Here is a 15,649-nt window from a genome sequence, read left to right as displayed (position 1 = left end):
CATCCTCTGTTAGCTCAGAACCCACATGTGCCAAACGACCGGGTGGTCGCAGAACTGTGGTAAGCAGGTAATTGATGGTTAAGCGAGCCCTGGTGAATGCGAGAATTCCAATTGGTCGTGGAGATGTAAGAAAAATTGTTCCAATCCGATTTGCATATTAAGATTTCGTTGTTGCCCTCGCTCGAGTTGGTTGAGTTCATGGATTAAGTCCAGAAGTGAAGAAGGGGTGATCTGTAGAGACAACTCGCGAAGCGCCGTTTCTTGATCCTGGTACAAGGTGGGAGACAAGGACTGATCCAGGGTCAGCAATAGCAAGTCCCTGAGCCCTGCCCAAAACCAATGAATCGCTTCCTGTACTTGGTTCGATTTGACCAGCCCTTCACTCATATCCATCACTCGTGAAGCCGACGCAGTATCTTCCCCAAATAACAACGCCCAGTACTGACGGATTTTCACCTTTAATTCTTTTGGGTCACAAGCCAAAGCTGAACCCAACCGGCCTTCCGCAAATGCCGCGATTAACCTGTTATCCTGGTCTTCCCTGTCTGTCCGTTCCTTCAGGAATTCATAAATGCTGGCAGAGGGAAGCGGGGCAAATCGCAACGTAATGCATCGAGACCGAATCGTCGCCAAAAGGTGCTCCGGGCGGCTGGTGATCAGGAGAAAGAGGCAATGGTCTGGCGGATCCTCCAATGTCTTGAGCAAGGCGTTGGCGGCTTCGGTGGTCATTGAGTTGGCCTGATCAATGAGGCAAATCTTATGTGACCCCAGCAGAGGACGATAAATGACCAGATGTTCGATGTCCCGAATTTGATCAATGGTAATTTTGGGATTCTGCTTTTGCGTATCTTCAGGTTGAACCAACAAAAAGTCGGGATGGGTGGCCTGGGCGATTTGATGACATGATCGGCAGTGGCCGCAGGCATCAGGGGTTGGTGCGATTTGTGGGACCTCGCAATGGAGATATTGGGCAAGCGCGATAGCGGTGAGTCGTTTCCCAATGGTCGGTTCTCCGTGAAAGAGATAGGCATGGCCAAGATGATTGGTGGAGACCGCTGTCTGAAGCCATTTAATTGGGCGTTGATGCCCGACGAGATCTCGAAACGCCATGCTGAGTGGTCCCTTTCGTCTGGACTCGTTTGATGATGTGTTTGGGTTGAGGAGTGACGTGAGCCAGGCATGTCGATGGCAACGACTGAATGAGGCGTGTCATCATGGATGTAATGAGAGTGTTCAGGATCTCGGGGGATTGCCTGGCATCCAATGTTTGAATGCGTTGGGGATGCTGTTTAGCGAGGGCGATGAAGCCTCGACGTACTCGTTGATGGAAATCCAAGGATTCCTGGTCAAGCCGATTTTGGTGTCGGGCCTGTTGTCGCCTCGCCAACCCTTCTTGGGTCGGAAGATCGAGTAAAAACGTAAGGTGTGGAGTCAGTCCTTCCGTGGCGAATTGATGGGAATGCTTGAGAAAGGTGATGTCACGGTGTCGTCCGTATCCCTGGTAGGCCAGAGTTGAATCAAAAAACCGGTCACACAGAACAAGCATGCCTTTTAACAGTGCTGGCCGAATCACATGAGCCACATGTTGGGACCGGGCAGCCAAAATTAGAGCTGTTTCGCATTCTGGAGTAATGATTTCCTTGTTGGATTCCGTTTTAGAGTGGGAAAGCAGAAGGCGCCGAATGGCCTCAGACAATGGAGTTCCTCCAGGCTCACGGGTTTCTAATACCTGATAGCCCTGAGCTCGAAGTGCTCGTGCCAATCGGTGGCATTGTGTGGTCTTTCCAGAGCCTTCTGTGCCCTCGAAGGTGATGAATAACCCTGAAGACAGCCCCTGTTTTCCCTTTGCATGTTTTCTCGGTTTCATGGAAATTTGCCCTGATCGATCCTAGTCTAAGTCATTGAAATTCGCAAGAAAAGTCTTGCAGGAGTCCCATCCTGATTGTAAGATGCGGTAGTATTACGGTGACTTCCTACCTCTCCCGTATAGACCGTGCCTGCTCTGTGTGGCGGGTATAAGGCGGATTTTCTCATGAATACCCTTCGCGCCTCTCTCAGACGTTATTTTTTGACAGGCCTGTTGGTAATTACCCCAATTTGGGGAACGATCCTGATCTTAAAAACGCTTTTTGTGACTGTGGATAGTATTCTTGGCACGGCATTAGCGGACCTGGTGTTGCCGGATTATTACTTCCCCGGTTTGGGTATTTTGGCATTATTGCTATTGATTTTTTCAGCCGGGGTCTTTGCCACAAATTTTTTGGGAAAACGATTGGTCGTCCGGTGGGAAGAAATTTTAGATCGCGTCCCGATTGTACGTGGTATTTATGCCACATTAAAGTCGATGATGGACATCTTATCATTCAAGCAACGGGAAAAATATAACAAAGTGGTTATGATTCAATTTCCAAAAGAGGGGAACTATTGTTTGTCGTTTGTTACGGGGGAAACCAGAAGGGAAATCCAGAATCTGGCTCCGGAGCCTCTGGTCCATGTGTTTGTCCCAACATCCCCGAATCCAACTTCTGGCTATTTTCTCCTGGTTCCCGAAAGTGAAGTTATACCTGTAGATATGGGAGTTGAGGAAGCCATGAAGCTAATTGTTTCAGGCGGGTTCTATTCTCCTCCGGATAAATCCTCTAGCATTGAAATTGCACAAAAACGAGATAGAATGACCCTCAAGGACTCACCAAAAGTCCAAACCCCATGAGAAGAGACATTTAACGAAGGGTATGACAGGCGTAATGAGTGGTAAAAAAAACACGGCCGTAATGATTCTGGCTGCGGGACAAGGAACCCGAATGAAATCGGCTTTACCCAAAGTCCTGCATCCTGTAGCCGGTCGTCCCATGCTGTGGTATGCCGCGAACTTAGCCAGGCAAGTGGCAACCCAGACCGTTGCCATTGTGGTTGGCCATGGATCGGAACAGGTCCAGGCCTACCTCGAACAAGAAAAGGCTAATTTTGAGCCGTTTGAAGTGGTGATCCAGGAGAAACAATTGGGGACGGGGCATGCCGTTCAACAGGCGTATCCAGTATGTACCAGGAACGACGCTAAGCAGGCCGACCAATTTTTAATTCTTAATGGCGATTCGCCCTTATTAACGCAGGCCACACTGACTTCCCTGGTTGATTATCATCAATCTGAAAAAGCCGGCCTGACCATCTTAACGACGGTCATTCCGGAATCACGTGGATACGGGCGGGTGGTTCGCGGGCCATCAGGCGAGATCCGTCGTGTTGTCGAGGATCAAGATTGCTCAGCAGAAGAACGAAGGATTTCTGAAATTAATGTTGGGACGTATGTCGTGGATAGTACCTTCCTTGGAAGAGCATTGAGCCAATTGCGTCCGCAAAATGCCCAAGGGGAATATTACATCACCGATATGATTGAAGTGGCTGTCCAGCAAGGCCTGAAAGTTGTGGCATGGTTAACCAATGACCATTTAGAGACGACCGGGATTAACACAAGGGAACACCTGGCTATAGCCGAAAAAGAAATGCGACGACGAATTTGCCAGCGTCTCATGTTGGCAGGTGTCACCATGTTGGATCCGGAACGGGTGATTATTGACGATGGAGTCGAGGTCGGAAGGGATACCAGCCTTTATCCTGGAGTCATACTTGAAGGCCGGACCGTCATTGGAGCCAATTGCGTTATTCACGGCAATTCAAGGCTGAACAATTGCCTGGTCGGCAATAATGTCCTCATTCAGGATTCGTGCGTCTTGCTGGAAGCCAGGATAGAAGAGGGGGCGGTCATCGGCCCTTTTGCGCATTTGCGTCCGGGGAGCCATATTCATCGAAAAGGCAAGGTTGGTAATTTTGTGGAATTGAAACAGACGGAAGTGGGAGAAGGGTCTAAGGTCAATCATTTGAGTTATCTCGGAGATACCGTGATTGGGCGGAATGTGAATATCGGCGCCGGGACCATTACCTGCAACTATGATGGATTTCGAAAGGCACGGACACAGATCGAGGACAATGTCTTTATTGGGAGCGATGTGCAATTAATTGCACCGGTGACGATAGGGGAAGGGGCGTTGATTGCGGCAGGGACCACCGTCACAAAAAATGTTCCGCCCAATGCATTGGGCATTTCTCGAGTCGCGCAAGTCAATAAAGAAGGTACGGCGGCGAAACGGCGAGAAATTCTGGCTTCTTCCTCAGCCGCCCATGTTCAGGCTAAAGAGCATGGGGATCAGGCAGACTCGTCACTCCGACCGAATCCTCAGCAACAAAAAGACCCTGTCTAGTGGCCAAATTTGATGAACGAAGTCGAGCGATATCTGGCCGGGCTCATGTGTTTACATCTAGGCTGATCGATACCATCCCGAACTTTCCAATACTATTTGGAAAAAATGATGCGATGTAAGGAGCGTTAGAGTATGTGTGGAATCATCGGATATGTAGGAGGTGAATCAGCGTCCCCTATTTTAGTGGCCGGGTTACAACGGTTGGAATATCGAGGGTACGACTCCGCCGGGATTGCGATTCAACATAATGGAGAGTTGAAAATTCGAAGGACGGTTGGCAAGCTCACCAATCTTCAGGCCGTTTTGCAAAACGGGGCCGTTGCCGGAACAATAGGAATCGGTCATACGCGTTGGGCCACGCATGGTCGGCCATCTGAACAAAATGCCCATCCTCACCGTTCGGGAGAGATTGTTCTTGTCCATAACGGAATCATTGAAAATTTTCTCGATCTCCGCCATCGATTGGAATTAGAAGGCTATCGATTTGAGTCTGAAACCGACACCGAGGTCATTGCGCACCTCTTATCCTCGCTCACGATAAAAGGGCATGGGCTTCAAGAGGCCGTCAGATTAATTGCCAATGAGCTCCATGGGAGTTATGCCATTGCCGTGATGTCGCTGGCTGAGCCGGGACGCATCGTCGTCAGTCGTTCAGGATGTCCCCTGGTGATTGGTCAGAATGGAAAAGGAGCCTTTTTGGCCTCTGATGTCACGCCTCTCCTAGCTCATATACGGGAGGTGGTGTTTCTCGAAGACGGAGATGTGGGCATTTTAGAAGATTCTGGTATAACCATTTTTGATTCGGAAGGCCAACCGAAAAGCTTCAACCCCGTTATCATTGATTGGGATGCTGAGGCGGCCGAAAAGGGCGGCTATCCGGATTTCATGATGAAGGAAATTCACGAACAGCCACAAGTGATCATGGATACGCTTCGGGGCCGGTTTCAATATGAAACGGGCGAAGCGGATCTTCCGGATTTGGCCATGACCGACGAGGAGTTGCTCAACGCCAGGCGAATCTGGATCGTGGCGTGTGGGACCTCCTGGCACTCAGGGCTCATCGGGAAATATTTATTCGAAGAAATGATTCGACGACCCGTTCAGGTGGATATCGGTTCAGAGTTCCGGTACCGGGAGCCGATGATTCAAAAAGACGATTTGTTTATTGCCATTTCACAATCAGGCGAGACGGCGGACACATTGGCGGCAGCCCGGGAAGCCAAGCACCGGGGGGCTCGTGTCCTGGCGATTGTGAATGTGGTGGGAAGTACCCTGGCTCGCGAAGCCGATGGGGTGATTTACACGAGATGTGGGCCTGAGATTAGTGTGGCTTCCACGAAAGCCTTTACCGGTCAGGTGATTGCCTTATATCTCTTGGCCTTGCATGTGGGACGAGTGCGTCGTACGTTAAGTCCGGAGGAAGGGCGATGGTGGTTGGATCATTTTCTCAAGCTTCCCGGCCAAGTCGAGTATATTCTCAAGCAGGAAGCGTCGATCCAAGCGATTGCCCAGCAGTATTATCAAAAACGAAATTTTTTGTATTTGGGTCGGGGGATTAATTATCCCATTGCCCTGGAAGGTGCCTTGAAACTCAAAGAAATCTCCTATATCCATGCCGAGGGATATGCGGCGGGGGAGATGAAGCATGGTCCCATTGCATTGATTGATGAGGATATGCCTGTGGTTGTGCTATCGCCGAAAGATCGGCTCTACGAAAAGTCTGTCAGTAATCTGATGGAAGTGCGCGCCAGGAGTGCCCCCGTGATTGCATTTGTGACCGAAGGGGATCATGCTTTGGATCAGGTTGCCGATCACGTGTTCGCGATTCCTGCTGTCCATGCGCTCTTGACTCCGATTCTGTTTACCGTCGGCCTTCAACTGCTGGCCTATCATATTGCGGTGTTGCGAGGGGTAGACATTGACCGTCCGAGAAATCTTGCCAAGAGTGTGACGGTTGAGTAAGGCGTCCTTCCGATTTCCCGCCAGAGTCTTTCCTGCTTGGTTCTCACGGCTTCTATCAAGTGGAGAGTATTGAATCATGGAGACCATGATTGTGACCGGAGGCGCTGGTTTTATTGGCGCCAATTTTGTCCGGATGGCCCTTCAAAGGACCGAGGCACGAATTGTCGTCGTGGACAAATTGACGTATGCGGGTCATCGAGAAAATCTTGATGGATTGTGGGATCATCCTCGTCTAGTATTTATCCAGGCAGATATTGCCGATGCGGGTGAGATGACCAGGATGATGGATTCATTTTCTCCCAGGTGGTTGCTGAATTTTGCCGCTGAATCGCATGTGGACCGGTCTATCGACGACCCCTATCCCTTTATTCATACGAATGTCACGGGTACCCTGGTCTTATTAGACGTGGTCAGGCGATTTCTGAAGCAAGGACATGCTGATCGTCGCCAACGTTTTCGGTTCCTGCATGTTTCAACTGATGAAGTGTATGGGACGTTGGGGCCGACAGGATTGTTCTCCGAAGAGACCCCTTATGCCCCCAATTCCCCCTATGCGGCGTCGAAAGCCAGCGCTGATCATTTGGTGCGGGCTTTTCATCACACGTACGGTCTTCCAATCCTGATAACCAATTGTTCCAATAACTATGGGCCCTATCAGTTTCCCGAAAAGCTTATTCCTCTCATGGTCTTGAATGCCTTAGAAGGGAAGCCTCTTCCGATTTATGGGAACGGGCAGAATATACGGGACTGGTTGTTTGTGGCAGACCATTGTGAGGGCCTACTCCTGGTCCTTCAGGAAGGAACGCCTGGAGAAAAATATAATCTGGGCGGGCGATCGGAACGATCGAACCTTGATGTCGTGGACGCCCTATGCCGGATTTTGGAAGAGGTCGCCCCGGGTGGATCCAATCCTTTTCTGTCTCAAAGGGGTATCACACGCTATGTAGATCTGAAAGTATTTGTGGCTGACCGTCCCGGGCATGATTTTCGTTATGGCATTGATACCACCAAAGTTCACTCGCAATTGGGGTGGAGCCCACGCCACTCTTTCGAGTCTGGGTTGCAGCAGACGATTGAATGGTACGCTGCCAATCGTCAATGGTGTCAGGCCGTGACCGCGAACTCCTATCAACGGGAACGACTCGGGTTAGCCTCTGTCCCATCAATATAGGGCCGTGAACGTTCTCTACTTTTGGCAGGGTATCATGAGGATGATGAAGACATTGGGATGCAAAAGGATACGATGAAGGGAATTATCCTAGCGGGTGGGTCGGGAACCCGGCTCTATCCCTTAACCCACGCGGTCAGCAAACAACTCATGCCGGTTTTTGATAAACCGATGATCTATTATCCATTGTCGACTCTCATGCTGGCTGGAATCCGGGATATTTTGGTGATCACCACCCCGCATGAGCAGGAAGGGTTTGTCCGGTTGTTAGGTGATGGCAGTCATCTTGGGTTAACGATCGGCTACCAAGTGCAACCCCGGCCCGAAGGAATTGCGCAAGCCTTTGTGATTGGGCGTGAGTTTATTGGAAAGGATCGGGTGGCGCTCATTCTTGGGGATAATATTTTCTATGGGCATGGGCTATCAAGCTATCTTCAAGAAGCGGCCTCTCAGGCCATAGGGGCTCAAGTTTTTGCCTACCAGGTACGGGATCCCGAACGATACGGTGTGGTGACCTTTAATGATCACGGGCAAGCCACCAGCCTGGAGGAAAAGCCCTCCCGTCCCAAGTCGCCCTATGCCGTAACCGGGTTATATTTCTATGACAATCGGGTCGTGGGTATCGCCGATTCTCTCAAGCCTTCGGCGAGAAATGAACTAGAAATCACTGATGTGAATAAAACCTATTTAGAAGCCGGATCGCTACATGTGCGGGTGCTCGGGCGTGGCATTGCCTGGTTGGATACGGGGACTCACGAATCTCTCATGCAGGCCGCCCATTATATTCAAGTCTTACAAGAACGACAGGGCCTGATGGTTTCCTGTCCGGAAGAAATTGCATATAAAATGGGATACATTCAGCCAGGTGACGTGTTGCGCTTAGCCTCGAAAATGAAAGACAACGGGTACGGGCAATACTTGCTGCATTTGGTCAATCAGGGGCAGGAGTAACATATGAAATTTCTCCCAACGCGGCTCCCGGAGGTTCTGATTGTTGAGCCTGATGTGTACCGGGACCAACGTGGATGGTTTTTAGAAACGTATCATGTACAAAAGTATCAGGAGGCAGGGATTCTGCCTCCATTTGTGCAGGATAATTGTTCATCGTCGGTTCTCGGGACCCTTCGTGGGCTTCACTTTCAAATGACTCGCCCACAAGGGAAGCTCATTCGGGTGATTCGTGGGGAAATTTTTGATGTCGCAGTCGACATTCGAAAAGGGTCTCCGACCTTTGCCTCATGGGTGGGGGTGACCTTATCGGCAGAGGATTTCAGACAGATTTACCTTCCTATGGGGTTTGCCCATGGATTTTGTGTCCTCAGCGATGTGGCGGAGGTGGAGTACAAATGTACCGATGTCTATGCACCGGGTGGTGAAGTGACCATTCGATGGAATGATCCCCGTATTGGCATTCAATGGCCGATCGAACAGCCACTTCTCTCCACAAAGGATGCTGCCGGGCTGTTACTTGATGACCTGTGCGATCAGCTTCCGGATTATCAACCATGAGGCAGAGTCGAGTTTTAATCACAGGGGCTCAAGGGCAATTGGGGCAGGCGCTCCAACGGCAATATGCCGACCACGAGGTCACGGCCTGGGACCTCCAGGATTTGGATATCACGCAGTTCGAGGAAGTCAGGAAAGCCCTTGATCAACTACGACCACACATCGTCATCAATGCGGCCGCATTTACGCAGGTGGATGAGGCAGAAGTGAAGCAGGATGCCGCATACCGGGGCAATGCCCTGGGCCCGAGAAATCTTGCCGTGGTGACGAATGACTTGGGGATGACGCTTATCCATTTTTCCACCGATTATGTGTTTGATGGTCAGCAGAATCGGCCCTATCATGAATTTGATTGTACGAATCCGTTAGGCGTCTACGGGCACAGTAAATTAGCCGGCGAAGAGGCGGTGCGAGTCGCAAACCCACGGCATTTTATTGTCCGGACGGCTTGGCTTTACCACACCGTAGGGAGGAATTTCCCCAGTACGATTTGTCGAATGGCGGACCGAGAGGTCGTGAAAGTTGTCAGCGACCAGTATGGGTCGCCGACATTTGCCCCTCATCTTGCCCAGGCGGTATGCCAATTGGGTGAGACCGATGCGTTTGGGACCTATCACATGGCCGGTACAGGCGGAACCAGTTGGTATGAATTGGCTCAAACACTTTATCAGGCGTTGGATATTCAAACTTCGGTTGTGCCGATAGCGACGGCTCAATTTCCTCGCCCGGCCCGGCGGCCCTCCTATGCCGTGCTGACCTCTTTACAGGACCCTTTGATTAAGTTGCCGCCCTGGGAAGAGGGCGTTCGTGATTTTGCCATTCAGTGGAAAGGCTAGGGGTCGTCATCTGTTCTGTGAATCATCTTTTCCCTGATCATCAGCGATAAGAAAGGCAGTCCTAAACGATGGGTTACATCGAAGCGGTGGTGCTTGCGGTCATTCAAGGACTCACGGAATTCCTTCCGGTATCCTCATCCGGACATTTAGTTCTGGCTCAACACTGGTTTGGTCATTTTAGTGAGACCAATTTGTTGTACGACATCATGTTGCATCTCGCGACGGTGACTGCGATCCTGGTGTATTTTCGTCATGATCTCCTCACCTTGGGCTTGGGGTATGTTGGATGGACGACAACACAAGGCAGCCTGTTTCAAGGATTTGAGCGACGCACCATTCATTATGTTCTGATCGCATCCATCCCGACCGCGATCATTGGATTAGGTATTCGATCGATCGGTCTTGAAACGCTGGTTCAGCCCTCCGTCGTGGCCGTTATGTTGTTGGCTACCGGTGTGATTCTCTGGTTGGGGCACGGGAGAAGTCGTGCCCGGGGCATTCAGGACATGAGCATTCGTGATGCCCTGGCGATCGGCATGGTACAAGGTGTGGCGGTCTTTCCGGGGATTTCGCGGTCCGGATCAACCATAGCCAGTGGAGTGTTGTTGGGTTTGGATCGGGAATTATCGGCCCGGTTTTCTCTTCTGATTTCCATGCCTGCTATTGTGGGGGCGACGATCCTAGAAATTGGGAAAGGGATGGATCAGATTCATGACCCGATAGGTGTCTATCTGGTTGGAATGGTCGTCGCGGCTTTGGTGGGGTATGGATCTATTTCGTTGATCATTAAACTCGTCAGACAGGATCACTTCCATTTATTCTCTTATTATTTGTGGCCACTCGGAATAAGCATTCTTCTTTGGGATTCTTTGAGATAGATCCTGCTGTCTCCTTAACCTCTGGCATTCACTGCGCTTACATCTCCTCTTCCATGTCCTTCTTTGTCCGGCGTGCCACGCCGGAATCAATAGCAGCCTGAGAGACGGCCTTGGCGACCTTGGGTACCACCTGTTTGTCGAACACGCTGGGAATAATATATTCCTCACTGAGTGCGGAGTCAGGAATCATCTTGGAGAGGGCATGAGCGGCAGCAATGAGCATCGGTTCATTAATCGTTTTGGATTGCACATCAAGGGCTCCACGAAAGATGCCGGGAAACGACAAGAGATTATTGCATTGATTGGGATAATCCGATCGCCCGCTGGCATAGACGCGACAGTGGGGAATGGCGGCCTCGGGTAGGATTTCAGGGTCAGGATTGGCTAAGGCAAACACAATGGGATCCTTGGCCATGAGGGCTAAGTCTTCGGGCTTTAAAATGTTGGCTGTGGAAAGACCAATCACCACATGGGCGTCTTTCAGGGCGTCCTGAAGAGTTCCGGTTGGCTGATCATACGGAATGATGCTGCGAAGCGTATGGCGATTCGGCAGAAGTTCTTCCACGGGGCGATCCAACACCAGCCCTTGTTTGTCGCATCCCTTGAGCCTGGTGACTCCGGCTCCTAAAAGTAATTCACAACAGGCCGTGCCTGCGGCTCCCAATCCGAGGACCACGACGGTAATTTCATTGATGGTTCGGCGTGTGACTTTTAAGGCATTAAGAAGCGCACCCAAAATGACCACAGCCGTTCCATGCTGGTCATCATGCATGACCGGAATATCCAGTTCGGCTTGCAGTCGTCGCTCAATGTCAAAGCATCGGGGGGCACTGATGTCTTCCAGGTTAATGCCTCCAAATGACGGAGAGATGGCGAGCACCGTCCGGATAATCTCTTCTGGGTCCTGGGTATTGAGACAGAGAGGCCAGGCATCAATACCGGCAAATTGATGGAACAACATGGCTTTGCCTTCCATGACGGGTAAGGCCGCGAGAGGGCCGAGATTTCCTAAGCCCAATATGGCCGATCCGTCTGTCACGACAGCGATGCTGTTATTTTTCGTCGTAAAGGAATAGGCTTTTTTCTCATCCGCGGCAATCGCTTTAACGACGCGCCCGACTCCAGGCGTATAGACCATGGACAGGGTATTTCTGGTTTTCACCGGGAACTTGCTCTCCACCCGGATTTTCCCGCCTAAATGCATGAGGAAAATCCGATCCGATGAGGCGATGACCCGAACATCCGCCAACGAATTCAGGCGTTTCATGACCCGTTCGCCATGTTCTTCACTCTGGACATCCAGAGTAATATCCCGGATCACTTTGGTGCGAGTGGCCGAGACCATATCGTAGGCGCCCAAGCTGGCACCCTCTTCTGCGATGGCGGTGGCTAATTGGGCGAAGACGCCGGTGCGTTGAGTTAATTCTAACCGCACGGCCATCCGGTAATTGGAATAGGGGCCGATATCTTGCGAGGAACTTTGCCCGTTTTGCTGTCGCTTAAAAAAATTCCACACCAAGGAGTCCCTCCTTTTCAGTTGCGCAATGGATCACTTTTGATCGGGTTACCCGTAGGCTACAGACCTTTTTCTTATATTGTATCGGATTATCCAAGTTAGGGGTATGTGCTGGAGACTGAACAAGGCCATTACTATCGGCGGGAAATCGTATAAGGAATGAAAGAAGTAAGGACGGGGTTTCTCCGGGGAGGCGAGCCAAAATTACAGAGTGCGCTCCATAGGGCCCGACCCTACCTTCGGCAACAGGACCCAAAACCCGTGGTCCTTGGCGTGGTTGGCGGAAAACCTTTTGATGCTCGACGAAACCAGCGGCGGCACAACTCAGGTGGCTCAGGCAGTACTCGCCATATCTCTGGATTGAGCTCCGCGTCTCGGCCACGCCGAATTGCCGATATAATGGGTAATTAAAAATAGAGTAAGTCAGTGAGATAACTGGTTGCATTTGTCATCATCCCCGGACATGAGGTGTGGAGGGTATCCGGGGCGGGTGCGTTTGTTTCGGCAGGGCGCCTGCAGATCATGGTATCTTAATCCGGTAGTTAAAATAAGTAACTTTCTTGCATCTGTGAACCCTCGCTTATGGAATCAGATAATACCGTCGATCTCCTCCCGGATACCCGCTCGGACCTTCAAAAAGAAATTCAATTCTCCCGTTGGCTGACCGGCCTCTGTCTGTTGTTCTGTGGAGGTGGGCTGGGATTGCTCATTTGGGCGGTAACGCTGTCCGATGATGTGCGCCTGGCATCACCTGCAAGCCGGGATCTAGAGCGGATCGCCAGTCGGATGTTGGGTTTTGAATCTCGCCTGCCGGAACTCTCCTCGTTTGAACAGGTGATGTACCATTTGGGGGGACAGGACGGGGAAACGCTGGAGCAAATCCGACTTTGGTATGAAGAAAGGGTGGATGATCAATCCTCAGCATTGGATAAATTGTATTTGGGCATGCTCTATGGCGAAGCCGGGTTGACCGACCAATTCAACCAGTTTGTGATGAATTGGGGCATGGAGCACAATTCGCCTGCTCCTTTTCGTCGATGGTTGGAAGTGGGATATGGGCAGAGCGAACCTTCGCCTGCTGAGTATGTCTTCCTGCAGGCGAGGTTGGCCGAAGAGGTCCCTGCAAACTGGTTTTACTTTCATCTTGCGCGACGAATCGCCGTTCAGGCGGGCGATCGGGATTTACAGGAAAATCTTCAATTACAAGAGTATCAGTTGACCGACCCCCCATTATGGAGATGGCGTGTGCTTTTGGTGGGTGAGGTTGTGGTGATTGGGTTTGGGGTGTCCTTTTTTCTTCGTCTGGGATTCGCCCGGTTGAAAGGACGGATTTCACAGTCCCCAATCAACGTGGCTGTCTGGCGCATTCCTTGGACATTCCGGGAGGGTATCGCGGTCTTAGCTCGTGGAGGGGCCCTGACGATTCTGTTGATGGGGCTGGTGGCGGTCCTGCCTGATGGTATAGGCATTATTGAGGATTTCGGGATTGCGTTACTGTATTTTCCTCCCGTCGTCCTGACCGCTATTCTGTTGTGTCGAACCAGGAAACGATCGTTGCTACAGGTGGTGGGCTGTTCGAATGTGTGGCAACGATTGAAATCCGGTCTGCCATTGATCGTGATGTTGGTGACGCTTGGCCTTGTTGGGGACTGGCTGATTGTGCTCGGGGGGGAGGCATTTCAATCTTCGGTGCATTGGACAGAATGGTTTGTCCCCCAGCTGATTTGGGGAACGCGGATGGAACTCATCAAAACCACAATCGACTTCGTTCTTCTGGCGCCCTTTTTCGAAGAACTCATTTTCCGGGGAATTCTCTATACGACACTTCGAACCAAATTCAGTTTTCCCCTCTCCATGGTCGCAAGTGGATTGATTTTCGCCTTGGCCCATGGCTATGGGCTGATCGCGTTTCTGACGGTTTTCTGGAGTGGGTTGTTGTGGGCATGGGCCTACGAACGAACGGGGAGTGTGATTCCCGGCATGGTGGCGCATGCCGTCAATAACGGGGTGGTGGTGTATTCTCTTGTCTCTTTTTTCCGCTAAAATGATCAAGGAGCGGGTTGTTGTGTTGTCTCTTCATGATGATGAATGTCGTTCAATGTCGTCCAAGGCCTGATAGAGATCAGGAAATCGAAGGGTATAGTGAAGGGTGGTCAGGAGTTTGTGAATGGAGACCTGTTTGCCGATTTCCCGAAGAGGCGTGGGTGGGGGAATGGGCATGCTCCATTTTTCTGACGCCATTGAGAAAATCTCAGACCAGGTCCGTGGGGTTCCATCGCTAGCCAAATAGGTGGTACCGTTCTGAGCCCGTTCAAGGGCTCGCAAACAGATGCCTGCCGCATCTTCTACATGGAGGAGATTGACCCATTTTGGAGTATTGCGAATTCTGCCTTTTCTCATCCAATCCAGCACATGACGACCTGGCCCGTATAATCCTGCCAGTCGAATAACCACAGCGCCCAATTGTGTCCGGAGATATTCTTCCCCTTGAACCCGAGGAAGGTCCATGTTGACCGGAGTCTGTTCCGTGACGGCTCCGCAGGTTGCCCCATAGGCGGATGTGCTTCCCATCACCAGAATTCTACCGGACTCCCCGGGACGGCGGGTGAAGAATTTCTGGACCACATTCAATGGCGTCGCAGGAAAACACCAGATGAGATGGGCCGGGGTGGGAATGGATCGCCAGGTTTCAGGCTGGGTCAGGTCAAAAAGAATTCGATGTGCGGGTGCAATATCTGAGAGATGGACATCCGGCATTCGGCTTGTCGCGAACACGTTCCACCCCGCTTCACAAGCCTGGTGATAGACTCGTCGACCGGTATAGCCCGTGCCAAGAATGATAAGTGGATCATGGTAAAGGGAATGCTGGCTCAAGGAAGAGGTCTTATCCGAATGTGTGGTTGGGAAGAGAAACTGTTCAAAAGCCAGGGAATGACCGGATTGGGGCTTTCTGGAATTCCAACATTACTCATTCTCTGAGACATATTGTTGGGCGTATCGGATGTAGTTCGCGGCAGATTCTTTGATCCACTGCACTTCAGCATCCGTCAACAGGCGATTCACTTTAGCCGGAGACCCCATGACCAGGCTCCTCGAGGGGATGTGGATATTCCGGGTAATTAAGGCTCCAGCGCCAATGACACAGTCTTCTTCGATCACGGCTCCATCCATGATGATGGCTCCCATGCCAATCAGCACCCGATCATGAATCGTGCAACCATGGAGGACCACATGATGGCCCACGGTGATGTCATCGCCAAGAGTGAGAGGGTGGGTGTCATGCGTCACGTGCAACAGGCAGAGGTCCTGAATATTGGTCCGATGGCCAATGCGGATACTATGTACGTCTCCGCGTATGACGGCATTGAACCAGACGCTCGATTCCGATCCGATGGCCACATCCCCGATGACGACGGCCGTGTCTTCGATAAACGCGCTGGTCGCGACAGAGGGGGCAATCCCTCGATAGGTTCTTAACATGAGCGCGGTCCTTTCGCCGAATAAAGTGTCTCCATGTGAGAACGTGA

At 51.2% G+C, this 15,649-nt stretch carries 14 protein-coding genes; 9 read left to right on the top strand and 5 right to left on the bottom strand.

What is annotated here, in order from left to right; all coding sequences use genetic code 11:
* Positions 1 to 78: 78 nt before the first annotated feature.
* Both holB and tmk read right to left on the bottom strand, forming a co-directional pair.
* Positions 79 to 1,110, bottom strand: a complete 1,032-nt coding sequence (gene holB, locus ACTRXD_RS02105; RefSeq protein WP_442430212.1) for a DNA polymerase III subunit delta' — start codon at positions 1,108 to 1,110, stop codon at positions 79 to 81.
* Positions 1,070 to 1,867 carry a dTMP kinase gene (tmk, locus tag ACTRXD_RS02100; protein WP_442430211.1) on the bottom strand — a complete coding sequence of 266 codons (798 nt, stop codon included), beginning with the start codon at positions 1,865 to 1,867 and terminating at the stop codon, positions 1,070 to 1,072. Before tmk ends, holB begins: the two co-directional genes overlap by 41 nt.
* A gap of 165 nt (positions 1,868 to 2,032) precedes the next feature.
* Between tmk and ACTRXD_RS02095 the strand changes: the two genes are divergently transcribed.
* The 8 genes from ACTRXD_RS02095 to ACTRXD_RS02060 all read left to right on the top strand — a co-directional run bounded on the left by ACTRXD_RS02095 (position 2,033) and on the right by ACTRXD_RS02060 (position 10,606).
* Positions 2,033 to 2,710 carry a DUF502 domain-containing protein gene (locus ACTRXD_RS02095; RefSeq protein ID WP_442430210.1) on the top strand — a complete coding sequence of 226 codons (678 nt, stop codon included), beginning with the start codon at positions 2,033 to 2,035 and terminating at the stop codon, positions 2,708 to 2,710.
* A gap of 34 nt (positions 2,711 to 2,744) precedes the next feature.
* The gene (glmU, locus tag ACTRXD_RS02090; RefSeq protein WP_442430209.1) at positions 2,745 to 4,256 is read left to right on the top strand and encodes a bifunctional UDP-N-acetylglucosamine diphosphorylase/glucosamine-1-phosphate N-acetyltransferase GlmU; all 1,512 of its coding nucleotides are present in this window, start codon (positions 2,745 to 2,747) and stop codon (positions 4,254 to 4,256) included.
* Positions 4,257 to 4,388: 132 nt separating this feature from the next.
* On the top strand, positions 4,389 to 6,218 hold the full coding sequence (gene glmS, locus ACTRXD_RS02085) for a glutamine--fructose-6-phosphate transaminase (isomerizing) (RefSeq protein WP_442430208.1): 1,830 nt from the start codon (positions 4,389 to 4,391) through the stop codon (positions 6,216 to 6,218).
* A 76-nt stretch (positions 6,219 to 6,294) separates the two neighbouring features.
* Positions 6,295 to 7,389: a dTDP-glucose 4,6-dehydratase gene (rfbB, locus tag ACTRXD_RS02080; RefSeq protein WP_442430207.1), complete on the top strand. Its 1,095-nt coding sequence runs from the start codon at positions 6,295 to 6,297 to the stop codon at positions 7,387 to 7,389.
* Between the two features lie 72 nt (positions 7,390 to 7,461).
* Complete coding sequence (gene rfbA, locus ACTRXD_RS02075; RefSeq protein WP_442430206.1) at positions 7,462 to 8,337, top strand: glucose-1-phosphate thymidylyltransferase RfbA; 876 nt, start codon at positions 7,462 to 7,464, stop codon at positions 8,335 to 8,337.
* A gap of 3 nt (positions 8,338 to 8,340) precedes the next feature.
* A complete protein-coding gene (gene rfbC / locus ACTRXD_RS02070; protein WP_442430205.1) occupies positions 8,341 to 8,895 on the top strand; it encodes a dTDP-4-dehydrorhamnose 3,5-epimerase in 555 nt (184 codons plus the stop codon).
* A complete protein-coding gene (gene rfbD / locus ACTRXD_RS02065; RefSeq protein WP_442430204.1) occupies positions 8,892 to 9,728 on the top strand; it encodes a dTDP-4-dehydrorhamnose reductase in 837 nt (278 codons plus the stop codon). Before rfbC ends, rfbD begins: the two co-directional genes overlap by 4 nt.
* Positions 9,729 to 9,796: 68 nt before the next feature.
* Entirely contained in the window at positions 9,797 to 10,606 is an 810-nt protein-coding gene (locus tag ACTRXD_RS02060) for an undecaprenyl-diphosphate phosphatase (RefSeq protein WP_442430203.1), read from the top strand.
* A gap of 37 nt (positions 10,607 to 10,643) precedes the next feature.
* Here the strand turns inward: ACTRXD_RS02060 and ACTRXD_RS02055 are convergent, their stop codons facing one another.
* Positions 10,644 to 12,122: an NAD-dependent malic enzyme gene (locus tag ACTRXD_RS02055; RefSeq protein WP_442430235.1), complete on the bottom strand. Its 1,479-nt coding sequence runs from the start codon at positions 12,120 to 12,122 to the stop codon at positions 10,644 to 10,646.
* Positions 12,123 to 12,704: 582 nt separating this feature from the next.
* On the opposite strand from ACTRXD_RS02055, the gene ACTRXD_RS02050 reads away from it, so the two are divergent.
* Positions 12,705 to 14,165 (top strand): CPBP family intramembrane glutamic endopeptidase, encoded by a 1,461-nt coding sequence (locus ACTRXD_RS02050; protein WP_442430202.1) that lies wholly within the window; start codon positions 12,705 to 12,707, stop codon positions 14,163 to 14,165.
* Positions 14,166 to 14,198: 33 nt separating this feature from the next.
* On the opposite strand, the gene ACTRXD_RS02045 is transcribed toward ACTRXD_RS02050, so the two are convergent.
* Complete coding sequence (locus tag ACTRXD_RS02045; protein ID WP_442430201.1) at positions 14,199 to 14,996, bottom strand: hypothetical protein; 798 nt, start codon at positions 14,994 to 14,996, stop codon at positions 14,199 to 14,201.
* A 90-nt stretch (positions 14,997 to 15,086) separates the two neighbouring features.
* Positions 15,087 to 15,602 (bottom strand): gamma carbonic anhydrase family protein, encoded by a 516-nt coding sequence (locus tag ACTRXD_RS02040; protein ID WP_442430200.1) that lies wholly within the window; start codon positions 15,600 to 15,602, stop codon positions 15,087 to 15,089.
* Positions 15,603 to 15,649 lie beyond the last annotated feature (47 nt).

This window comes from Nitrospira sp. T9 (assembly GCF_052156535.1).
Taxonomy (GTDB): Bacteria; Nitrospirota; Nitrospiria; order Nitrospirales; family UBA8639; genus Nitrospira_E.
Note: the sequence above shows the minus strand (reverse complement) of the source record. Positions and strands in the feature narration are given on the sequence as shown.